The organism is Anaerocolumna sp. (genome assembly GCF_032079385.1).
Classification (GTDB): Bacteria; Bacillota; Clostridia; order Lachnospirales; family Lachnospiraceae; genus Anaerocolumna.
Map to the genome: position 1 here is coordinate 48124 of NZ_DAMAUC010000012.1, position 16129 is coordinate 64252.

A 16129-nucleotide genomic window follows, 5' to 3' on the forward strand; every position below is an offset into this window, starting at 1 on the left:
CTTTCATTTATAATAGGAACGAAGTATTTATTCTAGTACATAAAGAAAGAAATAGTTTTAGGGGCATTAGCGCAGTTGGGAGCGCACCACACTGGCAGTGTGGGGGTCAGGGGTTCAAGTCCCCTATGCTCCACTTCAAAAGCCTTGATATATCAAGGCTTTTTTTATTCGTGTTGCATTTCGTGTTGCATAAACTCTTTAAATTCATTCATAGATTCTTCGTTATCAGGTTTTCCGAATAAAGTTAACCATGCTTTATATTTTTGAATATCAACATTTTCATTTTTAACTTGGAGCATTTTCTGAAAGTAATCATCTATTACTTCGTCTACTATTTCACGCTCTTTAGAAAATGTATGCGTATAAACTTTTTTCATTACTTCGTCAGTTTTCCATCCTCCGCGCTCCATAGCATATTTATCTGGAATTCTTAGTAGCGCCATTACGGAGGCGTTAACATGCCTTAAATCATGAAATGTCATGTGGGGCAAATTGTTCTTTTTTAGTAAACGTCTAAACCTCATGTATATAGCATGGCCACTCATTGTAATGAGATCATCTGTATTGGTATTATAGATTAACTTTTCTATATATTCCGGTATCTTATGTTTTCTTATTCTTGTAAATGTTTTAGCTTGCTGTTTTCTAATAGGTTCGCAGTTAACATCAACAACAACCTCATTTATGATTAAATAACCATCTTTTATTGATGTTGATTTCTTTAATCCTCGTATTTCGCTGAGAGAAAGTGATAGCCACATTGCAAGTAAAGCTGGAAGTTCTATTTCCGTACCTTTAACAATGTCCATAATAATTTCAGGTGGTATTAATTCTTTAATCTTGTTTTCGGCAGCCGGTAATTGCACATCGCAATCTATGCTAGGACAATATCTATTTAACACAGCCGTTAGTAGTCCGTATGAATTTTTAACAGTTTTTGGAGAGATTGTCTTGGGAGTTTTACTGTTTCGCTTTGAATGTCTTTTAGATTCATTATTAACAGCTATTTGGAGCAATTCTTGAGTAATATTTTTTAATGGAACATCCATAAGCTCCTGATAACTATTACGTTTAATCTTATCATAACCTTGAATTGTAGTAGGGGATAGCACGGCATCAGAACTTGTGATATATTTGTCTATCGCTTCGACAAGTGTAAGGTTTTCGGGTTTACTCCTTTTCTTTTTATTTAAGGCGAATTCAGCAGCTAAATACTCAGCTTCTTTTTTTCCATCCAGTGTTGGATTATCACTTGTGAAAGATTCATAAATACGTTTTTTCTTGGGCTTACCGTTTTCATCATATATAACATTTCCATTACCGTCTAATTCAACGATTGAATGACTATAAGCCAGTGCCCTCCAGCTACCACTTGGTAATTTCTTAGCTTTTGCCATAAAATATCATTCCTTTCTAAAATTGAGTAAAAAAAATACACCTATTGCGGTGCAGAGTTTTAAATGATATAATATGATTGTGAATCGTTATTATATCGGCTCTGCGCCGAATAGTATCTATGAAAAGCCGTTCCTGCTGGTAACAGGGGCGGTTTTTTATTGTATTAATTTAAAAACTCCTAAGTGTGGTTCAAAATAAATTATGTAATTATCTAGAGTGGTATATTCGCCATACTTACCCCGATAATATTTAATAGCATCATGTAAAAATTCTTCTGTAACATCTAAATGATCAGCCATACTGTATAAATTATGGCAGCCATATTCATAGGCTCTGATTATTCCTGTTAGCCCGATCAATTTATTATAAGCCCATAATCTTGCTCTGTATTCTTGTTTGCGATTATTAACTGCTGACTGATCCAGGATATCTCCATAGGAGGTATAGTAATGTCCAAGCTCTTCTGCTAGGATGCAGGCTTTTTCTTTTTTAGTTTGGATTGAACAATTTAAGGCAATAATATTATCGCAATACAATCCTTTAATGCGAGGGCTTCTGAAATTGTATTTCTCAAGTATTTCAATCCCGCAATTATATGCCTCTTGCATTAGTTCCTCATCATGTGTCAAGTATATCTACCCCTTATTTACGTCTTTTCTTAATAAATTCTGCAAATTGTTTAATTTCTTCTAATTCGTCCTCAGTAAATTTATCACCTTCGAAGTGTGCAGCCATAGTATTAGGATATTCATTTTTAGGAATATACATTTGATATATAGTTGTTCCATTCATTAATCCTTCAGATGTTCCAAAGTTTTGCACAAGTTCACTATATAGCGCACTATCAATTGTATCTTTGAAATGCTTCTGGTGTAGCAGCATAGAGACATATTTATCAAATTCGACATGATCAATATCATAATTATTTAATTCTAAACTGCGAGAAAAAAGACATTTAAAAACTTCTATTTGAGCAGAATATCTCTCATTCAGCATTAAAGAAGTATCACAGACAATATTCCGGTTTTCTGCTTTAATTCTTTCTGACTCAGCACGATTATAACAGAATCCAAATTTTTTTATTGCATTCTTCCAATTCGCATGCAATTCATTATGTAATTTGATATCAAAATCATCAACTGGACAATACGTAAGCCCGCAATCCTTACACGTTGTAATATCTGTATTGCCATAAACATAATCAATTGAAACGTCAAAAAAATCGGCTATTTTGGTTATAGCGTCTAAACCTGGTTCCCTTTTATAATTTTCATACTGGCTTAATGTATTAGGCGATATACCTAAATAACTAGCTAATTCTTTTTGCTGTATACCTCTTTGTTCTCTTAATTCTCTTATTCTCATAATGACACCTCATCTTTAATAAATACATTATAAATCTCATTACGAGATATAGCAAGATAAAAATAATCACAAAATGAGAAAATAAGTATTGACAATACTCATTTTGTGATGTAATGTTTAGATATAAATTCTCAATATGAGAATATGGAGGTGATTAATTGAGAATATATCTAAAACACGCAAGAAAAGCATTAGGTTTAACTCAGGAAGATGTTGCAAACGCATTAGGAATTTCTCAAAACTATTATTGTGACATTGAAAATAGTGAGAGACAAAAAGAAATTAAAGTACCATTTCTAATAAAGCTTTCTACGGTACTGCAAATACCTATTGATAAGATGCTTAGTGAAGAAAAAAAGTTAGATGAACAAAGGAAGATAGGATAGGAGATGAAGAGGAGTGGAAAGAACTACGAAAATCACTAAACTAAATGGTCGCACATATCGGATACGTAACAGTGAGAAGATAGCGAAAGCTGTTGAAGAGTGTGTGATAGCAATGAGTGAATTAACCATCGAAGAGAGTAAGATGGCGAGGATATATCTGGACCACGTTATGGAAAGTCTGTATAAACGTAGCCCAGACACAATACAGGATAGGAAGTGAAGAAGAATATGCCAGAGAATACAAATGAACTGTTCGTAAGAATCCCCATACAGAACTTTAAATTTGAAGATTCCTACGAACAATCCCAGCTTGATGAAATGATATTAACAGACCCGGATAGGGCTATCAATTATTTTGAAAATGCTCTAAAGGATATGGCTTTTAAGATTTCACTCAATTAATGAACTTAAGATTTCACTCATAGAAGAGAATCCTTCGCCAACTAAATTATTTTGTGCTGCATCTTCATTTTTTATAAAGAGCTTCCATTCTTCTTGTGAAAAATTATCAAGACGCTTTTGTGCTTCATCAATTGTTTTTTGAATAGCTTCGATTTCTTTTTGCAATTCATCATCTTTAGACCTAGCTGATGAAGAGACGTTGAAACTAATTGAAGGCACGCCCTTACTTAGAATAATGGAATATTCTTTATTATTAAAAGATTTTAGATTCATGTTAAACACAAAATAGCATCCAATGAAATTTGTTTCTGGCTTTTCATGAGATAAACAAGCAATTAAGCTACCATAAGTTGCTGTAATGCTCAAATTTTCGGAATCAATTTGAAAGTCTTTTTCTTTGAAGAAATTGGCGAAATCATTTCTCACTGATTGAATAAAATTATCCTTTTTAAGCTTAATTTGTTCGCCCAGTTTTGAGTTTAAGGTACCAGATACCTTTTTTAAATCTTCTAATTTTTTCATTAATTCGATATTCATTTAGTGTTCTCCTTTCTTATGTATTCCGGCCGATACCCGGTAACTTAAGTATAGGAGAAAAGGAAGAAATCTGCAATATAAGAAAGGAGGTGCTATTCATGCCCGAATTAGTGTTCAAGAGGAAAAAACGTCCGGCAATAGAAGCAACTGGTCAAGTTGTTATTAAAATCAATGCGGAAAGTTACAATAAAGTTTTAGAAGTTGCAGATGAAACAGGGGAATCACTTAGAAGCGTGGTTTCCAAGATGGTTGAATTTGCTTATGAAAATATCGCATACGAAAGTGAATAGGTAACAAGAAAGGAGGGAGATAACCCATGCCCAGACTAAAATTATCTGAAGAAGAACAAAAAAATAATGTCACAAGGGCTTATATAGCAAAAAATATGGAATTGTATAACCTCACAGATGAACAGGTTGCCATAAAACTTAGGTGCACCAAGAGGACATTCCAGAATAAAAAGAAACGTCCTGAAACTTTTACTTTGGGAGAGCTTAGAAGACTATGTATTGCAATCAAGTTAAATGATGAAGAAAAGGCACTTATCATCTGAAAGGAGGATGCATATGTGGATTTCAAAGAAAAAATTCGGAGAACTAGAAAAAAGAATTGCTGACCTTGAAGGGCAAGTTCAAAGCCAGCAAATAAATAAAGAAAAGGAACTATTTAAAGCGCTTGATCAGTTAAAAATTAAATATCAATTCCATGCTTAGATAATTCGTCTTTTAAAGCATTGTGATATTTCTCTAAGAGTAGCGTGGAATAATTAATAAGAGCCTTATATACACGCTCGCTACTCCCATCCGAACTAACATGAGTGTCTCTTTTAACCTCATCCATGAAGGATTTTAAATTATCATCGATTGATGAAACTACAATACCACTAACATTAATCACTTGTGTATCTCCTTTCATATGTATTTCAACTCCCCAGTTGATAAGGAGATTATAACACCATATAACAAAATATACCATAAAGGAGGGCAAATCAGTGACTAAAAAAGAAGTAATTACACAATTAGAAAGCCTTAAAGCAGAAAGCAAATATAATTATGATACTAATCCGGATGATAACGAGATTTGGGAAAAAGACATTATTGCTTTAAACAGGGCTATAAGGGCTATTGAAAAAAGAAGGCTTAATGTAAAAAAGTTGACTCAACTATTTGTTTTTATTACAGCTGTTGCTGCTTTCTTCTTTGTCTATATCAAGGTTGATTCACTATATTTGGGAAAAATATCATCCGGACAAGCCTTAGTGTTTAGTATTCCTGCATTAGTTTATATGCTAATTGCTGCTGATACATATAAAAGATTGGGGAGGGAGGATTGAAGGGTGCTTGAGGAGAAAATAGAAAAGAACGCATATAAACTTATTGAACAGCAGATTAGGAAAGCCAAAGGTTCTAAAGGTTATTTCCCACGTCAAGCTTTTTATGAAGCCAAAGGGATGTTGGATATGGCATATCACCTTGGGGAAATCACCAAGGATGAGTTCCTTCACTTAGATACAGAGATTGTCCGTAATGGCATCAATAATCCTGAATATTTTGACTAAGGAGGGTGGTGATTGAAGTTGACTGCACGTTGTAAGCAGTGTAACCGGTACTGGAATATAAGCATATTAAAAAGAATACCTCGAACCGGGTATGAATGTCCCTGGTGTGCAAGTAGAAGAAAAAGAAAGGATGGTACATATGCAGCAAAGGTTAATAACGGTAGACAAAAAAGCAGTAGAAGAGCTTCGGAAACAGCTGGACATGCTTACCAAGGAAGCTAATACTGCAACAGCAGAAAGGTCTGCAATGGAAATTAGAGCATGTCAAAAGTTGCTTTATAAGGCTACGGGAGCTTTACAGTCTATGGAGCAGTTGGAGCTTCTATCAAAACAAGAGGCTGCCATTATTAGAGAAGATCATAACAGGATTAATAACAAGATATTAGAAATCTTTTATGAAAAAAGAAAAGCCTCACGAGTGCGGGAACACAAGTAAGGCGCATAACAAAAATATTACAGCCTTATTATAAGACATATTAAGGAGGAAAACAAGATGGCGAACAAAATTCAAATCAGAAGATATTTAGAGAGAAAACAGTCGGAAGCTATTGCAAAATTATTCGAAGAGAGTAAAAGCTTACAAGAACAGTCGGAAAATGCTTTCTTTGAGACTTACGGACAAAAATTTGAAGAAATAAAATTACAAGTAATTAAAGCTGGTGCAAGTTATGACAGTTTAGCAGAAAAAATAAAGGATTTAGGATTAGCTAATTTTATGGATAGATATAGTAATCCTCATTCTTATTTTAATGAATTATGCAGTAAATTGTCTAGTTCAAGTCTAAAACAGTATTACATAGAAGTAGCGGAAGCAAAAAGTATTAATCAGAGATATGAAAAGAAAATTGAAGAGACAAAACGCGAATATGATAACCTGATTGCTTTGTGTCAGGCCAATATCGCAAAAGATAGTTTGAAGTTACTTGATGAATTAGGATTTAATACCTCTGAAATTGAGGTAAAAAAAGAATCTACGGCTTTGATAACAAGCATTGATGCTAAAAAATTGTTTATAAATTAGGAGGAAAACAATATGGTAAAAGGAATCGTAAGAAAAATTGATGATTTAGGTAGAGTAGTTATTCCAAAGGAAATGAGAAGGGCTCTGAAGATTAAAGAAGGTGATCCTGTAGATATCTATTTAAAGGATGGGGTAATCTGCATGGAAACAATAAAGCTGCAGTGTGTGTGCTGTGGAAATGATAACGAGGACAAGCTCATCGTAGTTGATGGAGTACATATGTGTCCAGAGTGCATTGAAAAATTCTCTAAGGGGGTTAAATAGCTATGGGTGAAGATTTAAAGATAACTATTACGTTCGATAGATATAACGAATTACTAAGTACAGAAACAAGGGCAAAGATTTTAGCTGATACAGTGAAAGCGTCTAAGTACAGCATTGACAATGAAGTTATAGCAACGATATTGGGGTTTGAATTGCCTGAGAGCAAAAAAGAGGAGGGACCATTCTAATGAATAAATTGCAGATTGTTGTAAATCAAAAGCCGGGGGTTATTTCTACGAATTTCGAAGAAATTAAGGCTGAGTTATCAGCTCGAATGGACATATATAAGGAGCTGGAGGTTACCGAAGAGAATAAGCCGGAACGGAAGAAAGACATTGCAACTCTTCGCAAAATGAAAAAGGCTTTAGATGATAGGCGAATTGAAGTAAAAAAGGAATATTTAAAACCTTGTGATGACTTTGAGGCTAAAGTAAAGGAGCTTACAGCCTTGATAGATGATCCGATCGAGCTTATAGATAACCAAGTTAAAGTATTTGAAGAAAGTCAGAAACTCAAGAAGAAGCAGGATATTAAGAATTCCTATCAGGAGCTTATTGGCGAAATGGGTGAATATATTCCGCTGGACAGAATTTATAACAGCAAATGGGAGAATGTGTCCGTTACGATGAAAACTATTCGTGAAGAAATGGAAGATGCAATATCCAGCACGGTAATGGCTGTTACTACTATTAAAGGCATGAACTCCGAAGCTGTTCCCCAGGCCCTGGAGCTGTATAAGAAGGATTTAAGCCTTGCCAATGCAATAACTTATGTAAACCGGTATGAACAGCAAAAAGCTGAAATTCTTGCAAGGGAAGAACAAAAACGTAAGGAAGAGGAAGGACGTAAGCGCAGGGCTGAAGAAGAGCGTATTCGCAAGTTGGAGCGCAAGAGAGTGGCCGAGGAAGAACGCATTCGAGAGGAAGCAAGACGGAAAGCAATTGAAGAAGAGAGACAGAGAGTTGAAGCCGAAAAGCGAAAAGTCGAAGAAGAAAAGGCCCGGAATTCCATACAGGAAATACCTGCAGACATTCCATCTGTAAAAGATGATATTCCGGAAGAGCCATTCTTTGTAGAACCGGAAGAACCGTTTGCTGAAGAATCCTTTTCTGAAGAGCCGTTCGAAGTTGAAGGTGAACTTCCTTTTGTAACTGTCGGCGAGGTTAAAGCTACATTTACTGTAGTTGGGACATTTGAGGAAATAGAACAAGTGGAATTATATCTTAATAGCATTGGATTGTTCTTTGAAAGGAAGGATGCTTAATGGAAAACGGTAAGATTTACGAAGCAATAAGCAATGTAATGGCTGAAATTGGAGCCATTGGCAAGGAGAAAAAGAACCTGCAACAAGGATTTATGTATCGTGGTATAGATGATGTAATGAACGCACTGCAGCCGGCACTGGTGAAAAATAAGGTATTTATTGCTCCGGAAGTAATAAGTGAGCAAAGGGAAGAACGGACCACTCAAAAAGGCGGTGTATTGTTTTATACCAGGCTTGAAGTTTCTTATAAGTTTTACACAGTTGATGGAAGTTTTATAGAAACTAAGATAATTGGTGAAGCCATGGATAGTGGAGATAAGGCCACTAATAAGGCTATGAGCATTGCATATAAATATGCTTGTTTTCAAGTCTTTTGTATTCCTACAGAAGAAATGCAGGATCCTGATGCTGACACCTATGACATTAATGGAAAACAATCCAATAAAAAGAAAGAAACAAAGTCAGCAAATAAACCTACTCAACAAAGTAATGTCCCAAAGAGTGAACAGGAAATGAATGAAAAAGCTGCTGCAGTTGCAAAACAGAAAATTGGACAAGCCAAACTTGCAGCAATCCAAAAGGAACTTGATAGAACCGGAATTAGCGCTAAGGCGGTATGTGCCAGAGAAGAATATGATATTGCATCGTTAGAGGATATAACAGAAGCGTTATTCCCGCGTGTAATGAATGCACTTAAGAAGACATCGGATAAGAAAGGAGTAAAATAATATGAACAGTAAAAATATAAAAAAGGCTCTTAATTCCAAGTTAAATATATGGCTAGAAAGCATTGATGATAACGAAGTTAAAAAGGTTATCAAGGAGAATGCGATTATATCCGGAGGAGCATTAGTGTCGCTCCTAACCGGTGCGGAAGTTAATGATTATGATGTGTATTTCAAGACAAAAGAAGCAGTTTTAACAGTATCTACATACTATGTTGACAAATTCAATGAATCACACAAAACTAGTGCGATTATCAAGGATGAAAACGGAAAGATTAAAATCTTTATCCAGAGCAAAGGCGTTGCTGGAGAGGATGATGAAACTGAGCCAGTTATTCCGGAAGAGACAGAACAGGTCGCTCAGGAACAACAAGAAAAGCCTAAGTATAGACCGGTTTATCTTACCAGTAATGCAATTACTTTATCGGATAAGATTCAGATAGTTATTCGTTTTTGGGGAGAGGTAGAAGAGATTCATAAAAATTATGATTTTGCGCATTGTACTTGTTCATGGAGTTCTTGGGATAACAATCTCGTGCTACCTCAGAAAGCTCTTGAATGCATCATAAATAAGGAACTGCATTACATAGGCAGTAAATATCCTCTTTGCTCAATTATTCGTACAAGAAAGTTTTTGGAGCGTGGATACACCATTAATGCAGGGCAATATTTAAAAATGTGTCTGCAGCTGAACGAATTTAACCTGCATGATATAGAGATATTAAAGGATCAGCTTGTCGGTGTTGATAGCGCTTATTTTAACCGGGCGATAGAGTTTATGGAGAAAAAGCAAAGCGAGGAACCTGATTTTAAAATAGATAATTCTTATCTATTCGAAGTTATTAACAGAATATTCTAGGAGGACAAAAATGAATAACGTAAGTTTAGTAGGAAGGTTTACAAGGGATCCTGAGGTCCGGTATACCGATGGTGGTTCAAGCGTCGCAAGGTTTAGTATAGCAGTTGATAGGCGGTTTAAAAAAGAAGGGCAACCTGATACAGATTTTCCTAGCTGTGTAGCATTCGGCAAAACTGCAGAATTTATTGAAAAGTACTTCAGGCAAGGGCAGAGAATAGGACTTACGGGAAGAATTCAGACAGGTTCGTACACCAATAATGACGGAGTAAAAATATATACAACTGATGTTGTTGTTGAAAGTGCCGAATTCGTGGAGAGTAAAGGAAGTGGCGGTCAAGATAATACAAACCAACCGGAACCATTGACTGATGAAGATGGATTTATGAATATACCTGGCGGAATTGACGACGAGGAGCTTCCTTTCAATTAGGAGGTGCTTATGAGTTTAACTATACAAATTGACAGTAGAGAAAAGGCGAGGGCAATAAAAAAAATCGTTGCAGAATTCGAGCTGCAGGGGGTTAAGTACTACGTATCAAAATTATGGACCGGGGACTACATGTCCCTGGACAACCCTAGACTTATTATAGATCGGAAGCAAAATTTGTCTGAGATATGCGCAAATGTATGTCAAAGTCATGATAGGTTTCGCAATGAGTTAATACGTGCCCAGGAGAATGGTATTAAGCTAATCATTCTTATCGAGCATAGTAATCAGATTAAATCCATTGATGATGTGGAAACATGGGAAAACCCAAGGCGAAAGAAAAGACTTAAAACCTGGATAGAGGATGAACTTGTAGTTGATGAAGATGGTTCTGAATATTGGGAGCCTGGCCGCTGGATATGGGAGCAAATTGAAACTAAGGCCATGACAGGAGAAACTCTGGCAAAGGTGATGAGAACAATGGAACGAAAATATGGATGTGAATTTTTATTTTGCGATAAGTTACATACCGGCAAACGAATTATAGAAATCCTAGGCGGTGAGCATATTGACCAAAGAACAGATTGAAGAAAGAAAAGAAATATTAAAAGCTACAATATCAGTTCCAGACATTCTGATTCGGTATGGCGTACAAGTAAAACGCGGTCGATGCAAGGCTATTTGTCATGATGGGAAGAATTACACCGCCAAGGTATCGGACGAACTGTATTATTGCTTTAAATGTGACTTAGGTATGGATATTTTTGATATTACGATGTATTTTAACAACTGTGATTTTTGGACCGCCTTTGAGCTTTTAGGAGGTACTGAAAAGCCAAGTTTTACAGCCAGGGTTAAGGCTAATAAAGCAAAGAGAGAACGCAGTCAAAGAATAACCAAAGAACGTGAAGAAAAGGCTAAATTAAGGCAAATACAAAGCATTATTACAGCTTATAGAGGTATTATAGCTAGTTCAGAACCGTTTTCATACGTATGGTGTTACTGTCAAAACAAGCTGCAGTATCAGATATACTTACTAGAATATTACACGGAAAAGAGGTGCTAACCATTTGCAAGAGATTAATAGTTTAACAGCAGAATCAATCCTTGAAGATGATATCTTTTGTGAAATCATGGAACAGGATGATGAAATTTATAAAGCAAGGTTATTGCTTACATTGACAGATAGAGCGGCTGAACTTGGAGTAAAAACCAAATTTGAAAAATTATTAGCAGCTTATAAAAAGGAAAAGGTTAAATATGATAAGGAAAATAGACCAGAAGTTATTGAGTCTAATACTCTTGATAGATTAACTGATTTCGATGGAAAACACACTCAAATGCGTTGCGGAAACTGGATAGCCAATGGTAATGGTGTTCGAACTTTTGGACCGTTTGGAGGAGAAATATTAGCTTGTTATCATCCAATATTGCCAATTCAGAGATTAATTAACGCAGAGACAGGAAAAGAAAAGATAAAACTGGCCTATAAAAAAGGGCCTAAGTGGAAAGAAATCATCATTGACAAAGGTGTTATTGCCTCAGCCAACAAAATAGTTGGGTTGGCCGACTATGGAATCAGTGTCACTTCTGAGAATGCTAGGAACTTAGTTAAGTATCTTTCAGACATTGAAAATATGAATATTGACCTAATCGGAACGCAAATGTCTACAAGTAAGCTTGGATGGATTGAAGGTGAGTTTATGCCGTATGGAAAGGGTATCATCTTTGATAATGAAGTCAGGTTTAAAGAAACATATGAGAGTATTCTCGAATTTGGCAATGAAGATACATGGATGAATTTAGTACGGAAAATAAGAAAGTCCGGCCGGTTCGAACCTAAGATATATATTATCGGAAGTCTGGCCAGTGCATTAATTGAGCCTTTAAATGCACTTCCTTTCATAATCAATCTTTGGGGAGATACCGGTAAAGGTAAAACTGTAGCTATTATGTTAGCTGCAAGTGTTTGGGCTTACCCAGGAGGTAATGACTATGTTACGGATCCAAAGAGTACGGTGACGGCATTAGAGCTTAGATTGGATTTTTTAAACAACTTTCCTATGCTTATAGACGATATGGCACAGCTGAAAGATAAATATTCCGGAGACTTTTCGGAGCTGGTGTATATGCTTTGTTCCGGAAAGGGTAAGGATAGGGCTAATGCGACATTAGGACTTAATAAATCCACTTCATGGAGAAATGTAATCCTGACAAATGGAGAGCATTCCTTGGTTACGGAAACCATGCAGGGCGGGGCAGTAAACCGTATCATTGACGTTGAAATGGGTGACGGATACATATTTGAGAATGGTAACTACATTGTGGAAACTATTAAACAGAATTATGGTTTTTGTGGCACTAAATTTATTGATGCTATTAACTAAATCGGCTTGACCAGAATCAAAGATATGCAGCAAGATTTTTTGAATCGAATCAATGATCGAGCCAAGGAATTAGCAGTGGAAAAGGAAGAAAAGCAAACTCTACCTATGAGTATTTTGCTCACCGCCGATAAAATTGCAACGGATTACATATTTGAAGATGGAGAATACTTGGATTTTAATACTTGTGTGGATCTTCTCAAAAATAAAGGAGAAGTCTCTGAAAATGAACGGGCTTATGACTTTATCATGGGAGAAGTTGCGGTTAATATGAACAAATTTAAGCCGGATAACTATGGAGAATATAAAGGTGAAATTTGGGGTTGTATAGAAGATGAGTTCGTGATTATTTTAAATAATATTTTTAATAGAATTTGTGAACGTGGAAACTTTTCAAGTAAAGCTTTCCTTAGTTGGGCTAAAAAACAGGGGCTTATTGAAGGACAAGGCGGTAAAAATACAAAGCCTAAAAGATTAAACGGTTCACTTAGCAGGTGTGTTTATCTCAAGATATTAGATGATAACGTGGATAAAGAAGGGTTTATGAAAATATCTGAAGATGAACAAGAAGAATTACCTTTTAACTAAGGGAGGGTGTTATGTATACAGAAAAAGATGCAAAGGCAACATGGAATTCAATGATCAATAGATGTGCTAATGGATATGCAAAAGTATGCGATGAATGGAAAAGTTATATTAAGTTTAAGCAATGGTATTTTGACAACGTGTATGGAACCAAACAATTTAAATTACAACTTGATAAAGATTTATTTTCAATCGGTGAAAAAATCTATTCACCAGAAACATGTTGTTTCTTACCTAAAAGCTTAAATAGCTTAATTGCATCATGCACAAGTAGAAACGGGCTTTTGCCAGGAGTTCAATTAACTAAAGCGAATACGTACAAAGCATCCATAGGTCATATAGGAAAATATAGTGAAAAGGTATTTGAAGCTGAGTATGAAGCTTTTGAATATTATAAAATTGTAAAAGAAAAACATATAAAAATCGCTGCTGAAGCTTATGAATTTTTACTTCCTGACCGCATCTATAAAGCTTTGTTGGAATATGAAATTAAGCCAATAAGGCGAGTTTGTCGTAATCCGGAAAACTTAAAAAAATCGTTTATATATGGACAAGGAATAAGATAGTTGTTACACCGTTACACATGTTACACCCTGAAACAATAGAAAATATTTTAATCTATATAAAATACAAATATTTAATATTAGTTTTTATAATTTGTTTTTGGTTCAAAAATGGTGTAACAGGTGTAACACCTTAAAAAAAGCTAGTAAAATCAATGGATACAGAGGTTACACCCATGGTGTAACAGAGATAAAAATAGTGTAACAAATAAGGAGATTAGTGTAACAATGGGACGAAATATTGAAAATAATCCAACTTCTGAACAAGTAAGATTAATATTCAAGCATACTTATCTACTGTATACAAAATTTAAAGACAGTAAAACAGAGCAGGATTATCAGAATTTAGTTAAAGAATGTCATGAATTACAGGAGAGATTTCCATTCGAACTGTGCGATAGAATCCTCCTGGAAATTTGCAAGGTAATTAATAAAGATTATAGGGAAGGAGTGAATAACATTGCCTAAGGCGAAGATAGGCCAAAAAGATAGTTTATATACTGAATCGATTATTAATAAAGCGAAAGCCCATAAATGCATCATATGCGATAAGTATTTTAGCGAATCGGAAGCTAATAATAAAGATTTCCACTACAGCAAGACAAGTCATAAATCGGAGGTTTTCGTACATAAAAGGTGTTTGTTAAGGGAGGGATAAACGTGGATGAAGAAGTAAATAAAAACAAATTTTGGGACGGTTATAGAAATATCGGCTTAACTGATGCTGAAAATATTATAAAAAGTAATTTGAATGGCTGCTCAAGAAACTTTGTAGCCATAGGATTTTATCTGAAAGACATTAGAGATAATGAAACGTACTTAAAAGGCGGTTACGATAGTATTTGGGCTTTTGCTTTAGACAGGTTGCAGATGTCAAAGAGTACTGTTTCAAGATTCATGGCTATAAATGATCGTTTCAGCGTTGATGGAAATTCTCCAGTACTAATGGATAAATATTTAGATTATGGTAGTGGTAAGCTTCAAGAAATGCTTACTATGACAGATGGAGAAATAGAAAAAATAAATCCTGATACTACTGTAAAGGAAATCAGAAAAATAAAACAAAGTCGTTGCGACGCGCAACAGAAGAATGTATCAGAACGGGATATAACAAAATCATCCGGTAAGTGTATACATCGAGCGGAATACGATTGTACTCTTCCGGAATCAGCTAAAATTACAACCTTGAACGGAGAAAACTGTAGTGCTTCCTGTTGTTGGAATTGTATAAAGCATGGAGAATGTAAAATTGAATGTAACAGTTCGGCGCAAAGACCTGAAGAAAAGAAACCAGACATCCCCACTTTTGAGCTGAATGGTAAAGCTTATGGAGCTACCTGGAGTACAATTATAGAATCCCTAGTAACTGAAATGGTTGAAATGGATATGGTCATTGCAGATATAGATGGTATCTGTTGTCATGTTTTTGGATTTAATTATTATGCTTACAACATGGGAACCGGATACATAACCATTGAAAATGAGGATGAGAAACCAACATTCCGAACCAGTATTGAACGCTTCGAGGGAGAGTATGAATGGCATAAAGCCCGATTAGCAACTCTTTCCCCGGAGGAGCCGGAAGATGACGAAGAACCGAAATCTGTAAACGATACAGCTGAAATCGTAAATGAATCAGAAGAAATTGTTCTTGAACCAGGCACTGATACATTTCCATGTGATACTTGCGGATGGGATATAAATGGATGTTGTAATCATGATTCTTCTGAACTAGATTACTGTGTCAGAGGTGACAAATGGAAACCTAAAACCAATACGGAAATCAATCAGGATGAACTGGAAATCGTGGAAGCCGATGTGGTGCAAACTATTCCAGAAAATGAAGAAGATGAAAAAGAATTTACTAATCCGGAACAGTATACGTACCGTGATGTGGATGATGAACTTGATAAGCTAATGGAATATGTTGAAATGTATCGCAAAAATAATGATATAGCACCAGGAAGAAGAAAAGCTAAGATGCGACTTGATGCAATTATTCTGCTTGATAAGGAAATGCGTAAGCCTCCGGTGAATGAAGAACCGGAACCGGTACAACCGGAGCTTCCAGTCCTTAAGAACAATGACCAGCGTAAGGAATGGATAGATAATTATGAGACTTGGCCAGTATGGATTGATATACCACAGACAGGGGAACGGTATTATCGTTATGATTTTAGTAACGATACAAGCTTTGTAATTAGGGTTAGTTTACAGCATGCATACAAAGGCTATGAACGCACAGAAGATATTAAACATGCCCATGAAGAATACTTTTTGCTGGGTGTGAAAGATAAATGGATACCAGGGATGCCTACATTTGTGGAATCAAGCACAAATAAATCGGCAATGGTTGAACATTTAAAAGAGATTCAGAAGAAAGGAGTATGA

The 16129-nt window shown here is 35.5% G+C and carries 26 protein-coding genes, 1 tRNA gene and 1 pseudogene; 23 read left to right on the forward strand and 5 right to left on the reverse strand.

The window, feature by feature from the left end:
- Positions 1 to 60: 60 nt before the first annotated feature.
- Positions 61 to 133 (forward strand) — tRNA-Ala (locus RT261_RS11230).
- 31 nt (positions 134 to 164) lie between these two features.
- Here RT261_RS11230 and RT261_RS11235 read toward each other — a convergent pair.
- The 3 genes from RT261_RS11235 to RT261_RS11245 form a co-directional block, all read right to left on the reverse strand.
- Positions 165 to 1397 carry a site-specific integrase gene (locus tag RT261_RS11235; protein ID WP_313132581.1) on the reverse strand — a complete coding sequence of 411 codons (1233 nt, stop codon included), beginning with the start codon at positions 1395 to 1397 and terminating at the stop codon, positions 165 to 167.
- Between the two features lie 156 nt (positions 1398 to 1553).
- Complete coding sequence (locus RT261_RS11240; RefSeq protein WP_313132583.1) at positions 1554 to 2027, reverse strand: ImmA/IrrE family metallo-endopeptidase; 474 nt, start codon at positions 2025 to 2027, stop codon at positions 1554 to 1556.
- A gap of 13 nt (positions 2028 to 2040) precedes the next feature.
- A complete protein-coding gene (locus RT261_RS11245; RefSeq protein ID WP_313132584.1) occupies positions 2041 to 2763 on the reverse strand; it encodes a helix-turn-helix domain-containing protein in 723 nt (240 codons plus the stop codon).
- A gap of 158 nt (positions 2764 to 2921) precedes the next feature.
- Here RT261_RS11245 and RT261_RS11250 point away from each other — a divergent pair, with 158 nt between their 5' ends.
- Both RT261_RS11250 and RT261_RS11255 read left to right on the forward strand, forming a co-directional pair.
- Entirely contained in the window at positions 2922 to 3149 is a 228-nt protein-coding gene (locus tag RT261_RS11250; protein WP_313132585.1) for a helix-turn-helix domain-containing protein, read from the forward strand.
- A gap of 228 nt (positions 3150 to 3377) precedes the next feature.
- On the forward strand, positions 3378 to 3551 hold the full coding sequence (locus RT261_RS11255) for a hypothetical protein (protein ID WP_313132587.1): 174 nt from the start codon (positions 3378 to 3380) through the stop codon (positions 3549 to 3551).
- Here RT261_RS11255 and RT261_RS11260 read toward each other — a convergent pair.
- On the reverse strand, positions 3540 to 4088 hold the full coding sequence (locus RT261_RS11260) for a hypothetical protein (protein ID WP_313132588.1): 549 nt from the start codon (positions 4086 to 4088) through the stop codon (positions 3540 to 3542). The genes RT261_RS11255 and RT261_RS11260 overlap by 12 nt on opposite strands.
- Positions 4089 to 4186: 98 nt before the next feature.
- Between RT261_RS11260 and RT261_RS11265 the strand changes: the two genes are divergently transcribed.
- Genes RT261_RS11265 through RT261_RS11275 form a run of 3 tightly spaced genes read left to right on the forward strand, consistent with a single transcriptional unit; the run spans position 4187 to position 4801 of the window.
- Positions 4187 to 4378, forward strand: coding sequence for a hypothetical protein (locus tag RT261_RS11265; protein WP_313132589.1), 192 nt, complete (start codon positions 4187 to 4189; stop codon positions 4376 to 4378).
- 26 nt (positions 4379 to 4404) lie between these two features.
- The gene (locus RT261_RS11270) at positions 4405 to 4641 is read left to right on the forward strand and encodes a hypothetical protein (RefSeq protein WP_313132590.1); all 237 of its coding nucleotides are present in this window, start codon (positions 4405 to 4407) and stop codon (positions 4639 to 4641) included.
- A gap of 13 nt (positions 4642 to 4654) precedes the next feature.
- Entirely contained in the window at positions 4655 to 4801 is a 147-nt protein-coding gene (locus RT261_RS11275) for a hypothetical protein (RefSeq protein WP_313132591.1), read from the forward strand.
- On the opposite strand, the gene RT261_RS11280 is transcribed toward RT261_RS11275, so the two are convergent.
- Positions 4779 to 5003 carry a hypothetical protein gene (locus RT261_RS11280; protein ID WP_313132592.1) on the reverse strand — a complete coding sequence of 75 codons (225 nt, stop codon included), beginning with the start codon at positions 5001 to 5003 and terminating at the stop codon, positions 4779 to 4781. The two genes, RT261_RS11275 and RT261_RS11280, sit on opposite strands and share 23 nt — an antisense overlap.
- Positions 5004 to 5079: 76 nt before the next feature.
- Here RT261_RS11280 and RT261_RS11285 point away from each other — a divergent pair, with 76 nt between their 5' ends.
- From RT261_RS11285 to RT261_RS11365, 17 genes and pseudogenes are all read left to right on the forward strand, one after another.
- The gene (locus RT261_RS11285; RefSeq protein WP_313132594.1) at positions 5080 to 5421 is read left to right on the forward strand and encodes a hypothetical protein; all 342 of its coding nucleotides are present in this window, start codon (positions 5080 to 5082) and stop codon (positions 5419 to 5421) included.
- A 3-nt stretch (positions 5422 to 5424) separates the two neighbouring features.
- Positions 5425 to 5646: a hypothetical protein gene (locus tag RT261_RS11290; RefSeq protein ID WP_313132595.1), complete on the forward strand. Its 222-nt coding sequence runs from the start codon at positions 5425 to 5427 to the stop codon at positions 5644 to 5646.
- Between the two features lie 139 nt (positions 5647 to 5785).
- Complete coding sequence (locus tag RT261_RS11295; RefSeq protein ID WP_313132596.1) at positions 5786 to 6082, forward strand: hypothetical protein; 297 nt, start codon at positions 5786 to 5788, stop codon at positions 6080 to 6082.
- Positions 6083 to 6139: 57 nt separating this feature from the next.
- Complete coding sequence (locus RT261_RS11300) at positions 6140 to 6667, forward strand: hypothetical protein (protein WP_313132597.1); 528 nt, start codon at positions 6140 to 6142, stop codon at positions 6665 to 6667.
- A gap of 12 nt (positions 6668 to 6679) precedes the next feature.
- A pseudogene (locus RT261_RS21025) lies at positions 6680 to 6814 on the forward strand (AbrB/MazE/SpoVT family DNA-binding domain-containing protein); the annotation flags it as partial.
- A gap of 119 nt (positions 6815 to 6933) precedes the next feature.
- Positions 6934 to 7119 carry a hypothetical protein gene (locus tag RT261_RS11310; protein ID WP_313132600.1) on the forward strand — a complete coding sequence of 62 codons (186 nt, stop codon included), beginning with the start codon at positions 6934 to 6936 and terminating at the stop codon, positions 7117 to 7119.
- Complete coding sequence (locus RT261_RS11315) at positions 7119 to 8195, forward strand: DUF1351 domain-containing protein (RefSeq protein ID WP_313132602.1); 1077 nt, start codon at positions 7119 to 7121, stop codon at positions 8193 to 8195. The genes RT261_RS11310 and RT261_RS11315 overlap by 1 nt, the downstream gene beginning before the upstream one ends.
- Positions 8195 to 8923 carry an ERF family protein gene (locus tag RT261_RS11320; protein ID WP_313132603.1) on the forward strand — a complete coding sequence of 243 codons (729 nt, stop codon included), beginning with the start codon at positions 8195 to 8197 and terminating at the stop codon, positions 8921 to 8923. The genes RT261_RS11315 and RT261_RS11320 overlap by 1 nt, the downstream gene beginning before the upstream one ends.
- A 1-nt stretch (position 8924) precedes the next feature.
- Positions 8925 to 9779 (forward strand): hypothetical protein, encoded by an 855-nt coding sequence (locus RT261_RS11325; RefSeq protein WP_313132604.1) that lies wholly within the window; start codon positions 8925 to 8927, stop codon positions 9777 to 9779.
- Positions 9780 to 9789: 10 nt separating this feature from the next.
- On the forward strand, positions 9790 to 10209 hold the full coding sequence (locus RT261_RS11330; RefSeq protein WP_313132606.1) for a single-stranded DNA-binding protein: 420 nt from the start codon (positions 9790 to 9792) through the stop codon (positions 10207 to 10209).
- A gap of 9 nt (positions 10210 to 10218) precedes the next feature.
- A complete protein-coding gene (locus RT261_RS11335; RefSeq protein ID WP_313132608.1) occupies positions 10219 to 10794 on the forward strand; it encodes an ERCC4 domain-containing protein in 576 nt (191 codons plus the stop codon).
- Positions 10775 to 11272, forward strand: coding sequence for a hypothetical protein (locus tag RT261_RS11340; protein WP_313132609.1), 498 nt, complete (start codon positions 10775 to 10777; stop codon positions 11270 to 11272). The genes RT261_RS11335 and RT261_RS11340 overlap by 20 nt, the downstream gene beginning before the upstream one ends.
- 4 nt (positions 11273 to 11276) lie before the next feature.
- Entirely contained in the window at positions 11277 to 12593 is a 1317-nt protein-coding gene (locus RT261_RS11345; protein WP_313132610.1) for a DUF927 domain-containing protein, read from the forward strand.
- A 24-nt stretch (positions 12594 to 12617) separates the two neighbouring features.
- Entirely contained in the window at positions 12618 to 13178 is a 561-nt protein-coding gene (locus RT261_RS11350; protein ID WP_313132611.1) for a hypothetical protein, read from the forward strand.
- Positions 13179 to 13189: 11 nt separating this feature from the next.
- Positions 13190 to 13741, forward strand: coding sequence for a hypothetical protein (locus RT261_RS11355; RefSeq protein ID WP_313132612.1), 552 nt, complete (start codon positions 13190 to 13192; stop codon positions 13739 to 13741).
- A 225-nt stretch (positions 13742 to 13966) separates the two neighbouring features.
- Complete coding sequence (locus tag RT261_RS11360) at positions 13967 to 14206, forward strand: hypothetical protein (protein WP_313132614.1); 240 nt, start codon at positions 13967 to 13969, stop codon at positions 14204 to 14206.
- Positions 14207 to 14398: 192 nt separating this feature from the next.
- Positions 14399 to 16129 carry a hypothetical protein gene (locus RT261_RS11365; protein ID WP_313132616.1) on the forward strand — a complete coding sequence of 577 codons (1731 nt, stop codon included), beginning with the start codon at positions 14399 to 14401 and terminating at the stop codon, positions 16127 to 16129.